This window comes from Paludibacterium paludis (assembly GCF_018802605.1).
Taxonomy (GTDB): domain Bacteria; phylum Pseudomonadota; class Gammaproteobacteria; order Burkholderiales; family Chromobacteriaceae; genus Paludibacterium; species Paludibacterium paludis.
The window spans coordinates 3692459-3708144 of sequence record NZ_CP069161.1; the positions used below are offsets into that span (position 1 = coordinate 3692459).

Here is a 15686-nt window from a genome sequence, read left to right on the forward strand (position 1 = left end):
TTCTTGCGCCAACAAAAAACCCGGCGGGCCATTCGGCCGCCGGGTCTGGCGCATGCCGCATCACATATTCGGATAATTCGGCCCGCCGCCGCCCTCCGGCGTGGTCCAGGTGATGTTCTGGGTCGGGTCCTTGATATCACAGGTCTTGCAGTGCACGCAGTTTTGCGCGTTGATCACCAGACGCGGCGCCTGCCCCTCTTCGCTGACAATTTCGTACACGCCGGCCGGACAGTAACGCTGCTCCGGCGCCGCATAGCGCGCCAGGTTGACATCGACCGGCACGGCGGGATCCTTGAGCCGCAGATGGATCGGCTGATCCTCGCTGTGATTGGTATTGGAGATGAACACCGAGGAGAGACGATCGAAAGTCAGCACGCCGTCCGGCTTGGGATAGTCGATCGGGGCGAATTCGCTGGCCGGACGCAAGCTCTCGTGGTCGGTGTGGGTATTGCGCAACGTCCAAGGCGCGTTGCCGCGGAACAGAAAGGTGTCGATGGCCGAGTAGATCATCGCCGGCCACAAGCCCCAGCGGAACGACGGACGAATATTGCGGACTTTCCACAGCTCTTCGCGCACCCAGCTTGCGGAGAAGCGCGCCTTGTAGCCCGTGGCTTCCTCCTGGGGCGCCGCCTCCTGCCCCAGAAGCTCGAACACCGCCTCGGCCGCCAGCATGCCGGACTTCATCGCGGTATGGGTGCCCTTGATCTTCGGCACATTGAGAAAGCCCGCCGCGTCGCCGATCAGCGCTCCGCCCGGGAACGTCAGCTTGGGCAACGACTGCAGGCCGCCCTCGCACAGCGCGCGCGCGCCATAGGACAGGCGGCGGCCACCTGCGAACACCTTGCGCACCGCGGGATGGGTCTTGAAGCGCTGGAATTCCTCGTAGGGCGACAACCACGGATTGCGGTAATCGAGGCCGATCACGAAACCCACCGCGACCTGATTGTCTTCCAGGTGATACAGGAAGGAGCCGCCGTAGGTCTTGCTGTCCATCGGCCAACCCACGGTATGGACGATCTTGCCCGGCTCGTGATTCTCCGGGGGAACTTCCCACAGTTCCTTGATGCCGATGCCGTAGGTTTGCGGATCCGATCCCGCGCCAAGCGCAAACCGCTCATAGAGGGTCTTGGTCAGCGAGCCGCGACAGCCTTCGGCGAACAGCGTCTGGCGCGCCCACAGCTCCATGCCCGGCTGCCACGCATCGGTTTTTTCGCCATCGCGGCCGACACCCATGTCGCCGGTCGCGACCCCTTTCACCGAGCCGTCCTCGCGATAGAGAACCTCGGCCGCGGCAAAGCCCGGATAAATCTCCACGCCCAGCTCTTCGGCCTGGGTTCCCAGCCAGCGGGTGAAGTTGCCCAGACTGATGATGTAGTTGCCGTCGTTGTGCATTTGCGGCGGCGTCGGCAACTGGATGGACTCGGTTTCGGTCAGGTAAAGGAAGGTGTCCCGGGTCGCCGGCGTTTTGAGCGGCGCGTCTTTTTCCTTCCAGTCGGGGATGAGTTCGTCGAGCGCGCGCGTTTCCAGCACCGCGCCGGACAGGATATGGGCGCCGATTTCGGAACCTTTTTCCAGCACACAGACGCTCACGTCGCGGCCGGCTTCGGCGGCCAGTTGTTTGAGGCGAATGGCCGCGGACAGCCCGGAAGGACCGCCACCGACAATCACCACATCATATTCCATTGATTCGCGTTCCACCGTATCTCCTTGATGCACAGGCACCTGCGCTGGTTTGATAACACCAATAATGCTATGAACATGGTGTACGCGTCAAAATCAAACAAACGTTTAAATGGCGCCCTGTCGTCTGAGTTCCGCCACGCGGGCCTCGTCATAACCCAGCGCGGCGAGCACCTCGTCGGTGTGCTCGCCGAGCGCCGGCGGTGCGAGAGTATACCCGACCGGCGTGTCGGACAATTTGATCGGACACCCGGACAAGGGCACTTTCTGCCCCCGGCTGTCGATCATGGAGATGGCCATCGCCCGATGAACAAGTTGCGGATCGGCAAACGCTTCATCAATGGTGTTGATCGGTCCGCACGGCACGCCCGCGGCATCTAGCCGCGCCAGCCAGTCGTCGCGTGACCGCGTAAGAAACACCCCGGCCAGCAAAGGCACGAGCTCGGCGCGATGACGCACCCGGGCGGGATTCGTCGAGAAACGCTCGTCGGCCGACCATTCCGAATGCCCTGCGACCTCGCAGACCGCCACGAACTGGCGGTCGTTGCCGCACGCCAGAATGAAATGTCCGCCGCCCTCGGTGGCGAAGACCTGGTAGGGCACGATGTTGGGATGGGCATTGCCCAGGCGCGGCGGCACCTTGCCGCCGATCAGCCAGTTCATGGACACATTGGCCAGCGTCGCCACGGCGCAATCGAACAGGGCCATGTCGATATGCTGCCCGCGCCCGGTGCGAACACGGGCCAGCAAGGCGGCGAGAATCGCGTTGGCGGCATACAGACCGGTAAAGAGATCGGTGGTCGCCACCCCCACCTTGTGCGGCTCGCCATCCGCGGGACCGGTGATGCTCATCAGACCCGACATGCCCTGGATGATGAAATCGTAGCCGGGCATCGACGCATACGGTCCGTCCTGCCCGAAACCGGTGATCGAGCAGTACACCAGCGCGGGATTCACCGCGCTCAGCGCGGCATAGTCCAGGCCGTATTTGGCCAGGCCCCCGACCTTGTAGTTCTCCAGCACCACATCCGCCTCCGCGGCGAGGCGCCGGATGATGTCCTGGCCTTCGGGACGGGTGATATCCACGGTGACCGAACGCTTCCCCCGGTTCGCGCACAAGAAATAAGCCGCCGTGCCGTCGGGCAGGCTGGGCGGCGACCAGGCCCGGGTCTCGTCCCCCTCGCCGGGCCGTTCGATCTTGATCACGTCCGCCCCGAGGTCGGCCAGCAATTGCCCGGCCCAGGGACCGGCCAGAACACGGCTCAAATCGAGCACCTTGAAGCCTTCAAGCGCGCCGCCCATGCCACTCCCTCCCGTTCAGAATGCCGCGATGCCGGTCTGCGCGCGCCCCAGAATCAGCGCATGCACATCGTGCGTACCCTCGTAAGTGTTCACCGCTTCGAGGTTCATGACATGGCGAATCACGTGGTACTCGTCGGCGATGCCGTTACCACCGTGCATGTCGCGGGCGACGCGGGCGATATCCAGCGCCTTGCCGCAATTATTGCGCTTGATCAGCGAGATCATCTCCGGCGCCGCCCGTCCCTCGTCCATCAAACGCCCCACCTGCAAGGCCGCCTGCAGCCCGAGCGCGATCTCTGTCTGCATATTGGCGAGCTTCAGCTGGATCAGCTGATTGGCGGCCAGCGGCCGGTCGAACTGCTTGCGGTCGAGCGTGTACTGCCGCGCCGCGTGCCAGCAGAATTCGGCCGCGCCCATGCTGCCCCACGCGATACCGTAGCGCGCCTTGTTAAGACAACCGAACGGCCCTTTCAGACCTTTCACGCCGGGCAGCAGCGCCTCCTCCGCGACGAAGACGTCCTCCATGACGATTTCCCCGGTCACCGAGGCGCGCAGACTGAACTTGCCCTCGATCTTCGGCGCCGAAAGACCCGGCATGCCACGCTCAAGCACGAAACCGCGGATCTCGCCTTCGTCATCCTTGGCCCAGACCACGAACACGTCGGCGATCGGACTGTTGGTGATCCACATTTTCGATCCCTTGAGCACATACCCGCCATCGACCTTGCGGGCGCGGGTGCGCATGCTGGCCGGATCGGAGCCGGCATCCGGTTCGGTCAGCCCGAAACAACCGACCCACTCGCCGCTGGCGAGCCGGGGAAGGTAACGGTCCTTTTGCGCGTCCGTGCCATAGGCGTGAATCGGATGCATCACCAGCGACGACTGTACGCTCATCGCCGAACGGTAGCCCGAATCCACCCGCTCGACCTCACGCGCGATCAGACCGTACGCGACATGCGACAACCCGGCGCAACCATAGCCGTCGATAGTGCAGCCCAACAACCCAAGCTCGCCCATTTCGGCCATGATCTCGCGATCGAAGCGCTCCTCCCGGTTGGCGCTCAGGACTCGCGGCTGCAGCCGCTCCTGACAGAACGCATGCGCGGTATCCCGCACCATGCGCTCTTCATCGGTCAGCAGGTTTTCCAGAAGAAGGGGATCGCTCCAGACGAAGGCCGGGCGGCTGGTAATTGAGCTCATGGTTTGTCTCCTCACGATAGTTCCGCATTGCGGAATTGTGTTCCACCATGCAAAATAGACTAACAACACTAAATGACAATGTAAAGATCATGACTCACGAACGCTTTGACGATGACCGGTTATTCGTGACCGCGCTGGCCCGCGGCCTTGCCCTGCTCTCGGCCTACCGGCCCGGCGATGGCGTGCTGGGCAATCAGGAACTGGCGGCGCGCACCGGTCTGCCCAAATCCACGGTGTCGCGCCTGAGCTACACTCTGGCGGCGCAAGGCTATCTTGTCGCCGACCCGGCCGGTGGTTACCGCCCGGGGCCGACCCTGCTCGCGCTGGCGGCCACGGCGCTGGCCGGGCACGATGTGCGGCGCGCCGCCGCGCCGCTGATGCAGGCGTTCTCCCTTGAGCATGCCGTCTCGACGAGTCTCGCGGTGCGCGACGGCACCGATGTGGTGTATCTGGAAACCTGCCGCAGTCAGGCCCGCGTATCGGTGCAGTTGAATGTCGGCTCGCGCGTCCCCCTGGCCACCACCGCCATCGGACGGGCGCTCTATGCCGGTTTGCCCGACAACGAACGCGCGCGACTGGACGACGCGCTCGCCGCGCGCTACGGCGATCGCTGGGAAACGGTCAGAGCGGGACTTGCGGCGGCGCTGCGGGACTGGGAAAAAACGGGATACACCGCCTCGTTCGGCGATTACGAGACGGAGGTGATGGCTGTCGGGGTGACGGTGCCGCCGCTGTGGCCGGGCCAGCAGGCGATGAGCCTCAATGCCAGCGGGCCGGTGTTCCTGTTCGACGAAGCGCGCATGCGAAACGAAATCGCCCCGGCGCTGGTCGCACTGGGGCGATCATTGCTGCCTGGCCACGGACAGGAGATCAGGCCATCTGGATATAGTGAACCAACTGCTCGATGACGAACTTCTGCTCTTCGATGGTGGCGCGCACCAGATCGCCGATCGACAGCAAGCCGATCAATTTGCCGGCATCCATCACCGGCAGGTGGCGGATATGCTTGTCGGTCATCAACGCCATGCATTGATCGAGAGTGTTCTCCGGGGTGACGTACACCACGCGGCTGGTCATGATGTCGCGCACATGGGTTCCGGCCGAGGTGCGTCCTTGCAGCACGATGCGACGCGCGTAATCCCGCTCGGAAAAGATTCCGACCAGTTCGTCGTCCTCCATGACCAGCACGGCGCCGACATCGCGATCGGCCATCAACTGCAACGCCTGGAACACCGTCGCATCGGGCCCGATATGGATGATCCCGTGATGCGATTTCGCCTCCAGCAACTGCCTGACTGTCTGCATGTCTCCCCCTTCGTTCTGGTGGGTTCGGGTTGAAGGTGTTTTACCACTATAGAACACACTTCAGCCGTGCAGACACCTGTCTTATCGGGCACGAATCATGGTGCCCACCCCTTCGTTGGTGAGGATCTCCAGCAACAGCGCATGCGGCACGCGGCCATCGATGATGTGCACCGACGCCACACCGTTGCGCGCGGCCTCCAGCGCCGAAGAGATTTTCGGCATCATGCCGCCGTGAATGGTGCCATCGGCGAACAACGCATCCACCTCGGCGGCAGACAGGCCGGTCAGCAACTGGCCGTTCTTATCGAGTACGCCGGGCGTATTGGTCATCAGGATCAGCTTTTCGGCGCCAAGGGTTTCGGCAAGACGGCCGGCGACCAGGTCGGCGTTGATGTTGTACGCCTCCCCCTCTTCCCCCACGCCGATCGGCGCCACCACGGGAATGAAATCCTGGCTGTCCAGCAGCGCCACCAGCGTCGGATCGATCGACTCGATTTCGCCGACCTGCCCGATGTCGATGGTCTCGTCGCTCTCGCTCTTCAGGTACAGCTTGCTTGCGCGGATAAAATGCCCGTCCTTGCCGGTCACGCCGACGGCCTTGCCGCCGTGCTTGTTGATCAGCGATACGATTTCCTTGTTCACCAGTCCGCCCAGCACCATTTCCACCACATCCATGGTCTCGGCGTCGGTCACGCGCATGCCCTGGATGAACTGTCCTTCCTTGCCCACCCGTTCGAGCAGACCGTTGATCTGCGGGCCGCCGCCATGCACCACAACCGGATTGAGCCCCACCAGCTTGAGCAGAACGACATCCTTGGCGAAATCCTCTTTCAGGCGGTCATCGGTCATGGCGTTGCCGCCGTACTTGATCACGATGGTTTTACCGGCGAAACGGCGGATATAAGGCAGGGCTTCGGCCAGGATGCGGGCTTTGTCGGAGGCGGTTGCGGACACAGTGTTTCCTTTGCAAAAAACGGTTCCAGATGCCGACATTCTACCGAAGCAATTTACTGAAAAGATATTTATTAATTGCTACAGCATGGAAATTTGTCTACAGTAGCGCATTAAATGAACCATTGTTCAGCAACCATGAACCTCAAATGCCCCGTCGCCGCCCGATGGCAGCGCAAAAAAGAAGCCCGGCCGGCCGAGATCCTGGACGCCGCCCTCGACCTGTTCGTGGAAAAAGGCTTCAGCGCCACCCGCATGGAAGAAATCGCCCGACGCGCGGGCGTAACCAAGGGCACGCCCTATCTGTACTTTTCCGGCAAGGAAGACATTTTCAAGGCGATGATCAATGAGTTCCTGCTCAATCCGCTGGGCACCATCCAGGAAACCGTCTCGGCGCGCAGTGGCAGCCGCGCCGACCTGCTGCATGAACTGATGGAGATCTGGTGGCACAAGGTCGCCTCCCGGAAAGCCGGCGGATTGTGCAAGCTGATGATCGCCGAAGCGGCGAATTTCCCCGAATTAACGCGCTACTACCACGATGAACTCATCCAGCCCGGCAAGAACCTCGTCGCCCGGATCATCCGCGCCGGCATCGACAGCGGCGAGTTCCGCGACGTACCCGTGGACGACGCGGCGGAAATGCTGCTGGCCCCGGCGCTGATGACCATGATCGACCAACATTCGTTCCTGCGCGCAGAGAACGGCCTGCCGTCGTCGCCGGCCGATCCGCTGCGCTACCTGCACTTCGCCCTGGACATGATGCTCACCGGACTTAACCAGCCATCTCGTTAGAAAGCCCACCATGAAACTTCACCCGACACGACTGCCGGTCATCCTGGCGGCCGGCCTGCTTGTCGCCGCCTGCGGCAAGGACGCCCCTCCCATTGAAGAAGTCCGTCCCGTGCGCTACGTCCGCGTCGCCGACGGCTCGCTCGACGCGGGCCTTACGCTCCCGGGCGAGATCCGCGCGCGCCACGAAGCGGCGCTCGGTTTCCGCGTCGGCGGCAAAATCGTCTCCCGGCAGGTCAACCAGGGCGACCGGGTCCGCAAAGGCCAACTGATCGCCAAACTGGACGGCAGCGACTACGCCTTGGCGCTGACCGCCAAAGAAGCGCAGCTGAACGCGGCGCGCGTCGACCTGGCACAGCAGGAAGCGGATCTTGCGCGCTACCGGGAGCTTCTGGGCAAAGGTTTCATCAGCCGGGCCCAATTCGACAAAATGGAAGCGTCGGTCAAGGCCGCCGCCTCGCGGCGGGATCAGGCCGGCGCGGAACTGGGCGCCAGCCGCAACCAGACGGCTTACACCAATCTAGTTGCCGATGCAGATGGCGTGATCAGCTCGATCACCGCGGAACCCGGCATGGTGGTGGCCGCCGGACAGCCGGTGGCCAAACTGGCCCGTGACGGACAACTGGAAGTGGCGGTCAGCGTCCCGGAAAACGCCCTGGCCGCCGTGCGCGGCGCCACACGGCTGACCGTCCGCCTCTGGTCCGGCAATCGCAGCTATGACGGAGTGTTGCGTGAACTGGCCGCCGATGCGGATCCGGCGACCCGCACCTACCCCGCCAGGATCGCCATTCCCAAGCCGGACGACACTCTGCGGCTCGGCATGACGGCCAGTGTCGCCATTCCCGGCACTACCCCGCAAGGCGTGGCACGCCTGCCGGTCACCGCGCTGCTAGACGAGGCGGGCAAGCACTTTGTCTGGCTCGTCGATGAAAAGACCCTGCGCGTCAAACGCGTCCAGGTCGATGTGAAAGCCGTGACCAGCGAGTTTGCCGCTGTCAGCGGACCGCTGGCCAAAAACGCGCTGGTCGTCACCGCCGGAGTGCATTTGCTACGCGACAACCAGGCGGTTCGCCTGCTCAACAACCCCTGATAGAGCGACCGATGAAAAAACTCAATTTGTCCGAATGGTCGCTGAAGCACCAAGCCCTGGTCGTGTACTTGATGGTCATGCTGATGGCGGGCGGAGTGTTCGCGTATCTGAAGCTCGGCCAGAAAGAAGACCCCGATTTCACCTTCAAGGCCATGCTGGTCAGAGTGAACTGGCCTGGCGCCACCACCCTGGAGATGGAGCGGCAGGTCACCGACCCGGTGGAGAAAAAGCTGCAGGAAATGAGCGAGATCGACTCGGTTCGCAGCTACACCAAACCGGGCGAAACCGTCATGGTTATCGCCTTGCGCGAAAATGTTCCCCCCAAGAAGGTCGAAGGCTTGTGGTACCAGCTGCGCAAGAAGCTCGGCGACATGAGCCATACGCTGCCCGCCGGTGTGCAGGGGCCATTCTTCAATGACGAATTCGGCGAAACCTACGGCAACATGTTCGCCTTCACGGGCGATGGTTTCAGCTCCGAAGAGCTGCGGCGGGAAGTCGACCGCGTCCGCGAGGAGGTATTGCGGTTGCCCGATGTGGCGCGCGCCGATCTGGTCGGAGAGCAGGAGCCCCGGGTATATGTCGACGTATCGACCGCGCGCCTGGCCGGACTCGGTCTCGACTCAAGGCTGATCTGGAACAGCCTCGCCTCGCAAAATGCCGTCACGCCGGCCGGAACCTTCGAAACCGGCACGGATCGGATCCGTGTTCGTCCCAGCGGCGCGTTCAACAGTCTTGATGCGATCCGCGCCACGCCCATCGCGGCGAATGGCAACACCTTCCGCTTGAGCGATATCGCCCGGATCGACCGTGGTGTGGTCGACCCCGCGGAATCCACCATGCGCTACAACGGCAAACCCGCCCTTGGCCTTGCCATCAGCATGGTGAACGGCGGCGACGTGATGCGACTGGGACGCGATCTGGATGCGCTGATGGCCACCTTGAAGAAAAACCTTCCGGTGGGCATCGAAGTGCACGCCATTTCCGACCAGCCCAAAGTCGTCGAGCACTCGATCAGCGAATTCATGCACTCGCTCGCCGAAGCCGTGGTGATCGTGCTCGCGGTCAGCTTTTTCAGTCTCGGCTGGCGCCCCGGCGTGGTCGTGGCGCTGTCCATCCCGCTGGTGCTGGCGATGACCTTCCTGGCCATGTACCTGTTCGGCATCGATCTGCAACGCATTTCCCTGGGCTCGCTGATCATCGCGCTGGGCCTGCTGGTCGACGACGCGATCATCGCGGTGGAAATGATGCAGCTCAAGCTGGAACAGGGCTGGACCCGCTTCAAGGCCGCCACCTTCGCCTACACCAGCACGGCCTTCCCGATGCTGACCGGAACGCTGATCACCGCCGCGACGTTTTTGCCGGTGGGGATCGCCAAATCGGATGCCGGCGAATACGTGTTCAGCCTGTTCGCGGTGGTCGGCATCGCGCTGATCCTGTCCTGGGTCGTTGCCGTGGTCTTCACCCCTTATCTCGGCTACCGGCTGCTTCCCGAGCACCAGGTCGCCCATGCCGACCACGACGTCTACGCCAAACCCTTCTACATCCGTTTTCGCTCCGTGCTCGAGTGGTGCCTTGACCATCGCAAAACGGTGATCGCACTGACGCTTATCGCGTTCATCGTGTCGTTGGGCGCTTTCCGGCTTTTCGTGCAGCAGCAGTTTTTTCCGTCATCGAACCGCCCGGAGCTGATGGTGGATCTGTGGCTGCCGCAAGGCGCGAGCCACGACGCCACCGAACGCGAAACCCGGCGGCTCGAAGCGAAACTTGCCGGCAACAAGCACATCGTCAGCATCACCAGCTACGTAGGCAACGGCTCACCTCGCTACTACCTGCCGCTTGATCAACAGCAGCAGCACATGAACTATGCCCAGCTGATGGTGATGACCCGCGACGAGCATGTGCGCGAAGACGTGAAGAAAACCATCGAGACCCTGTTCGAAACGGATTTCCCGATGGTGCGCGGCCGGGTCACCCGGCTGGAAAACGGTCCACCCGTCGGCTACCCGGTGCAATTCCGTGTCAGCGGACCCGATCACGCCACGGTACGCGGCATCGCGACCCGGGTGGAAAACATGATGCGCGCGACACCGGGCCTCAAGCACGTCGACAACAACTGGGGCGAAGAGGTCAAGGCCCTGCATGTCGATATCGACCAGGACAAGGCCCGGGCGCTGGGCATCGGCAATCAGGACCTGTCGCGCCAGTTGCAGATGCTCATCAGCGGCGCGCCGGTGACCCAGTACCGCGAAGGCGACCGCAATATCCAGGTGGTCGTGCGCCTTGATCATGGCGAGCGCCAGGATGTCGCGGGACTCGGCAATCTGATGATCCAGACCGGAACCGGCCGCTATGTACCGCTGTCGCAAATCGGCAAGATCCGCTATGCCCCCGAAGAGGGCATCGTGTGGCGTCACAACCACCTGCCGACCATTACCGTGCGCGGCGATCCGGTCGATGGCGTTCAGGGTTCCGACATTTCTATCAGACTTTGGCCGAAAATTCAGGAACTTGAGAAAACTTTGCCTGTCGGTTATCACATTGAGCTTGGCGGCTCGCTGGAATCCAGCGAAAAGTCCCAGACCGCGATCGCGGCCGTGCAACCCCTGATGCTGGTCATCGTACTGACGTTGCTGATGCTGCAATTGCAGAGTTTCCAGCGTACCCTGATGGTCGTGCTGACAGCCCCGCTGGGCATGATCGGCGTGACGCTGTCGCTGATCCTGTTCAGCGCGCCCTTCGGCTTTGTCGCCATGCTGGGTGTCATTGCCCTGGCGGGGATGATCATGCGCAACTCGGTGATCCTGGTTGATCAGATCGAACATGACATCAGGGATGGCATCGCGCCATGGGAGGCGATCCTGGGATCGACGGTTCGCCGATTCAGGCCTATCATGCTAACGGCATTGGCCGCCATCCTGGCCATGATCCCGCTGACGCGCAGCACCTTCTGGGGTCCGATGGCGGTCGCCATCATGGGGGGCCTGCTGGTCGCAACCGTGCTGACACTCCTGTTCCTGCCCGCACTGTACGCGCAATGGTTCAAGGTGTCGCGGCCACGGAACAACATTTGATTATCGAGATCCACCACGAATGAAACGACAACATCAACTCATGATCTGGCTTGCCATCGCCGCGCTCCCGGGGCAAGCCACCGCCTTCGACCTGATCGAAGCCTGGCAGGCGGCCAGAAACTACGACGCGGGTTATGCCGCGTCGCGCGCCGATCTCGCGGCGGGACAGGAGCGGCAGGCGCAGGGACGCGCCGGGCTCTTGCCACAGGTGAGCGTCACCGGCAATTACACCCGCGCGAACCCGATCGCCCCCAAAGGCCAGGATCAGAACGGCCGCGACCTGCGCAACGGCGCGGAAAGCCATGGCTACACCCTGGGCATGACGCAGCCGCTGTTCGACGTCAGCCGCTACACCGGCTACCAGAAAGGCAAGATCGACACCGCGCTGTCGCAAACCCAGTACGAACAGGCGGAACAGCAGTTGATCTCCGATGTGGCCAAGGCCTATTTCGACGTGCTGCTCGCCCAGGACTCGCTGTCCGCCACCCAGGCCGCGAAGAAATCCTACAAGAGCCAGCTTGACCAGGCGAAAACCTCGTTCGAGGTCGGCACCGCCACGATAACCGACACATATGAAGCCCAGGCCGGCTACGATGGCGCGATTGCCGAAGAAATCATCGCGCAAAGCACGCTGGAAATCGCCATCAACAACCTGACGCGCCTGACCGGGCTGCCCGGCAGCGGGATCCAGCCTTTGGCGAGCCGGATGGTGCTCGACAAGCCCGACCCGGAAACCCTGGACGGCTGGGTCGCGCAAGCCCTGAACAACAGCCTGGAAATCCGCGCGCAAACCCAGCAGGTCGCCCGCGCCGAACAGGATCTCACCGAAAAACGCGGCAGCCACCTGCCCACGGTCAACCTGACCGCCAACTACCAGGACAACCGCTCCAACCAGCCCGCCGCTCTCGGCGGCGGCCCGACCCGCGGCAGCTCCATCGGCGTCAACATCAGCCTGCCGCTGTTCGCCGGCGGCGGCATCAACGCCCAGGTCCGGGAGGCCGCCGCGCGCCTGGACAGCGCCCGGGAAAAACTCGAGGCCACACGCCGCAAGGTGCGCGAGGACGTCCGTCGCGCCTACCTTGGCGTCACCAATGGCGCCGCCTACGTCAGGGCACAGGAGCAATTGCTGGTGTCGGCGAAAAGCAAACTCGAATCGACGCGCCTTGGCAAGGAGGTGGGAGTCCGCACCAACCTGGATCTGCTCAAGGCCGAGCAGGATTACACCACGACCATCAAGACTCTGGCCGATGCCCGCTACCGCTACCTGAACGCCCGCATCGCCCTCGCGCAATCCGTCGGCCGTCTCGACGAGGGTGTGCTGCGCGGCGTGAACGCCTCGATCCGACACTGACGCGTTGCAACTTCGCCACGCGCGAAACCGGGCTTAGGCCCGGTTTTTTCATGCCCACGCCGAGTCGCTCGCCAAGTGTTTAATTTTTTCAACTACCGTGTGGCTTTTTGCTAAACACATAATTAGAATGATTTTCGTCACGCATCCCGCGGGATCGGCGCGACACACCCACAACAACGGAGGAGACACGAAGTGAGCAACCGGACCTTGCAGCAACGCCGCACCGACGCCACCCCTCGCGGCATCGGCGTGATGTGCCCCTTTTTCATCGAGCGCGCCCGCAATGCCGAGTTGTGGGATACGGACGGCAACCGCTACATCGACTTCGCCGGCGGCATCGGCGTGCTCAATACCGGCCACCTGCACCCAAAGATCCAGGCCGCCGTCTCGGCGCAGCTGGAATCCTTCAGCCACACCTGCTTTCAGGTCGTGCCGTATGAAAGCTACATTCGTGTCGCCGAAGAGCTGAACCGTCTCACTCCCGGGGATTTTCCCAAGAAGACCGCGTTTTTCACCACGGGAGCCGAAGCGGTGGAGAACGCCGTCAAGATCGCCCGCGCCGCGACCGGCCGGGCGGGCGTCATCGCCTTCGGCGGCGCCTTCCATGGCCGCACCATGATGGGCATGGCGCTGACCGGCAAGGTAGCTCCGTACAAAACCGGCTTCGGCCCTTTCCCGGGCGAGGTCTACCACGCCCCCTTCCCCAATCCGCTACGCGACATCACCGTCGATGACGCGATCGGCGCCGTAGAAAAACTGTTCAAGTACGACGTCGATCCGAAACGGATCGCCGCCATCATTTTCGAACCGGTCCAGGGGGAAGGCGGTTTTTATAGCGCTCCCCCGCAATTTGTCGTTGCGCTGCGCCGCATCTGCGACGAGCATGGCATCCTGCTCATCGCCGATGAAGTCCAGGCGGGCTTCGGCCGCACCGGCAAACTGTTCGCGATGGAGCACTATTCGGTTCACGCGGATCTGATCACACTGGCCAAGAGCCTGGCGGGCGGTTTCCCGCTATCGGCCGTGACCGGACGCGCCGAATGGATGGACGCGCCGCAACCGGGAGGTCTTGGCGGCACCTACGCCGGCAACCCGCTGGCCCTCGCCGCGGCCGCGGCCGTGATCGACCTGATGCAAAGCGACAATCTGCCCGCCCGCGCCGAACGGCTGGGACATCAGATCAAGGAGCGGCTCGTCGCGCTCCGCCAGCGCGTTCCGGCGATCGCCGACGTGCGCGGGCCAGGCGGCATGGTGGCGGTCGAATTCAGCCATCCTGGCGGACGCGAACCGGATGCCGAATTCGCCCGAGCCGTGCAGGCGAAGGCACTGGCCGATGGATTGATCCTGCTCACCTGCGGCAGTGACGGCAATGTGATCCGCTTCCTGTTCCCGTTGACCATCGAGGACGCGGTGTTCGAGGAGGCGCTGGGCAAACTGGAAACAGCCATCCTGCACACCATGAACGGAGTTCAGCATGATTGACTTGAAGGATCCTGGCCTTTTCAGGCAACAGGCCTATCTGGACGGAAAGTGGCATGACGCCGACAACGGCGCCACGATTGCCGTCGACAACCCCGCCACCGGCGAGACGATCGCCCGCGTGCCCGACATGGGCGGCGCCGAGACCGAACGCGCCATAGCGGCGGCGGAGCGCGCCTTCGCGAGCTGGCGCCGCACCACCGCGCGCGAACGCGCAAGATTGCTGCGCGCCTGGTTCGATCTGATCGTCGCCCATCAGGAAGACCTCGCCCGGCTGCTCACGACCGAGCAGGGCAAGCCGCTCGCCGAAGCGCGCGGGGAAATCGCTTACGGCGCGTCGTACATCGAGTGGTACGCCGAAGAGGCCAAGCGCATCTATGGTGATACGATCCCGCAGTCGCAGAACGACAAGCGCATCATCGTCATGCGCGAGCCGATCGGCGTGGCGGCCGCCATCACCCCATGGAACTTCCCCAATGCGATGATCACCCGCAAAGCGGCTCCAGCGCTCGCCGCCGGTTGTCCCATCGTGGTACGCCCCGCCAGCCAGACACCGCTTTCCGCGCTGGCCCTGGCCGAGCTCGCGCATCGCGCCGGCATTCCGCCCGGGGTGTTCACGGTCATCACTGGCGGATCGAGCGCCATCGGCGCCGTTCTGACCGGCTCTGACACCGTGCGCAAATTCAGCTTCACCGGATCGACCGAAGTGGGTCGCAAACTGATTGCCCAGTGCGCGCCCACGGTCAAGAAAGTGTCCATGGAACTGGGCGGCAATGCGCCGTTCATCGTCTTCGACGATGCCGACCTGGACGCGGCGGTGGAAGGCGCGCTCATTTCCAAATTCCGCAATGCCGGGCAAACCTGCGTCTGCGCCAACCGTCTCTATGTCCAGTCCGGCATCCACGACACCTTTGTCGCGCGTCTTGCCGAAGCCGTCGACAAGCTGAAAGTCGGCAACGGCGTGGAAAATGGCGTGAACCAAGGGCCGCTGATTGACGACAAAGCGATCGGCAAGGTCGAAGAACACATCGCGGATGCCGTTGCGCTCGGCGCGAAACTGGTGAGCGGAGGCCGGCGCCACGAGCTGGGCGGCCGCTTCTTCCAGCCGACGCTGCTCACCGGTGTGACCGGCGCCATGAAGGTGGCCAAGGAGGAAACCTTCGGCCCGCTCGCGCCGGTTTTCCGGTTCGATACCGAGGAAGAGGTGATCGGTTACGCCAACGACACGGAGTTCGGCCTGGCCAGCTACTTCTATTCGCGGGATATCGGGCGGATTTTTCGGGTGGCCGAAGCACTGGAGTACGGCATGGTCGCCGTCAACACCGGCATTCTGTCCAACGAAGCCGCGCCGTTCGGCGGCGTCAAACAATCCGGTCTGGGACGCGAAGGGTCGCACTACGGCATCGACGACTACCTGGAAATCAAGTACCTCTGCCTTGGTGGTATCGACCGCTGACCGTTTCCGGCC

Annotated in this window: 12 protein-coding genes; 7 read left to right on the forward strand and 5 right to left on the reverse strand. The window is 63.1% G+C overall.

Going from position 1 to position 15686, the window contains the following annotated elements:
- Window positions 1–60: 60 nt before the first annotated feature.
- The 3 genes from JNO50_RS17135 to JNO50_RS17145 form a co-directional block, all read right to left on the reverse strand.
- A complete protein-coding gene (locus tag JNO50_RS17135; RefSeq protein ID WP_189531763.1) occupies window positions 61–1683 on the reverse strand; it encodes an electron transfer flavoprotein-ubiquinone oxidoreductase in 1623 nt (540 codons plus the stop codon).
- A gap of 105 nt (window positions 1684–1788) precedes the next feature.
- Window positions 1789–2982 carry a CaiB/BaiF CoA transferase family protein gene (locus JNO50_RS17140; RefSeq protein ID WP_189531705.1) on the reverse strand — a complete coding sequence of 398 codons (1194 nt, stop codon included), beginning with the start codon at window positions 2980–2982 and terminating at the stop codon, window positions 1789–1791.
- Window positions 2983–2997: 15 nt separating this feature from the next.
- Window positions 2998–4182 carry an acyl-CoA dehydrogenase gene (locus JNO50_RS17145; protein WP_189531707.1) on the reverse strand — a complete coding sequence of 395 codons (1185 nt, stop codon included), beginning with the start codon at window positions 4180–4182 and terminating at the stop codon, window positions 2998–3000.
- Window positions 4183–4271: 89 nt separating this feature from the next.
- Here JNO50_RS17145 and JNO50_RS17150 point away from each other — a divergent pair, with 89 nt between their 5' ends.
- Entirely contained in the window at window positions 4272–5090 is an 819-nt protein-coding gene (locus tag JNO50_RS17150) for an IclR family transcriptional regulator (RefSeq protein ID WP_189531709.1), read from the forward strand.
- Here JNO50_RS17150 and JNO50_RS17155 read toward each other — a convergent pair.
- Window positions 5053–5487 carry a CBS domain-containing protein gene (locus JNO50_RS17155; protein WP_189531711.1) on the reverse strand — a complete coding sequence of 145 codons (435 nt, stop codon included), beginning with the start codon at window positions 5485–5487 and terminating at the stop codon, window positions 5053–5055. The two genes, JNO50_RS17150 and JNO50_RS17155, sit on opposite strands and share 38 nt — an antisense overlap.
- An 81-nt stretch (window positions 5488–5568) precedes the next feature.
- Window positions 5569–6441 carry an acetylglutamate kinase gene (argB, locus tag JNO50_RS17160; RefSeq protein WP_229804500.1) on the reverse strand — a complete coding sequence of 291 codons (873 nt, stop codon included), beginning with the start codon at window positions 6439–6441 and terminating at the stop codon, window positions 5569–5571.
- A 135-nt stretch (window positions 6442–6576) separates the two neighbouring features.
- Between argB and JNO50_RS17165 the strand changes: the two genes are divergently transcribed.
- The 6 genes from JNO50_RS17165 to gabD all read left to right on the forward strand — a co-directional run bounded on the left by JNO50_RS17165 (window position 6577) and on the right by gabD (window position 15674).
- Window positions 6577–7230, forward strand: a complete 654-nt coding sequence (locus tag JNO50_RS17165; RefSeq protein WP_189531715.1) for a TetR/AcrR family transcriptional regulator — start codon at window positions 6577–6579, stop codon at window positions 7228–7230.
- A 10-nt stretch (window positions 7231–7240) separates the two neighbouring features.
- Entirely contained in the window at window positions 7241–8317 is a 1077-nt protein-coding gene (locus tag JNO50_RS17170; protein ID WP_189531717.1) for an efflux RND transporter periplasmic adaptor subunit, read from the forward strand.
- A gap of 11 nt (window positions 8318–8328) precedes the next feature.
- Window positions 8329–11388: an efflux RND transporter permease subunit gene (locus JNO50_RS17175; protein WP_189531719.1), complete on the forward strand. Its 3060-nt coding sequence runs from the start codon at window positions 8329–8331 to the stop codon at window positions 11386–11388.
- Window positions 11389–11407: 19 nt separating this feature from the next.
- Window positions 11408–12739, forward strand: a complete 1332-nt coding sequence (locus tag JNO50_RS17180; protein WP_189531721.1) for a TolC family outer membrane protein — start codon at window positions 11408–11410, stop codon at window positions 12737–12739.
- 192 nt (window positions 12740–12931) lie between these two features.
- Window positions 12932–14221 carry a 4-aminobutyrate--2-oxoglutarate transaminase gene (gabT, locus tag JNO50_RS17185; RefSeq protein WP_189531723.1) on the forward strand — a complete coding sequence of 430 codons (1290 nt, stop codon included), beginning with the start codon at window positions 12932–12934 and terminating at the stop codon, window positions 14219–14221.
- The gene (gene gabD, locus JNO50_RS17190; protein ID WP_189531725.1) at window positions 14214–15674 is read left to right on the forward strand and encodes an NADP-dependent succinate-semialdehyde dehydrogenase; all 1461 of its coding nucleotides are present in this window, start codon (window positions 14214–14216) and stop codon (window positions 15672–15674) included. The genes gabT and gabD overlap by 8 nt, the downstream gene beginning before the upstream one ends.
- Window positions 15675–15686: the final 12 nt, after the last annotated feature.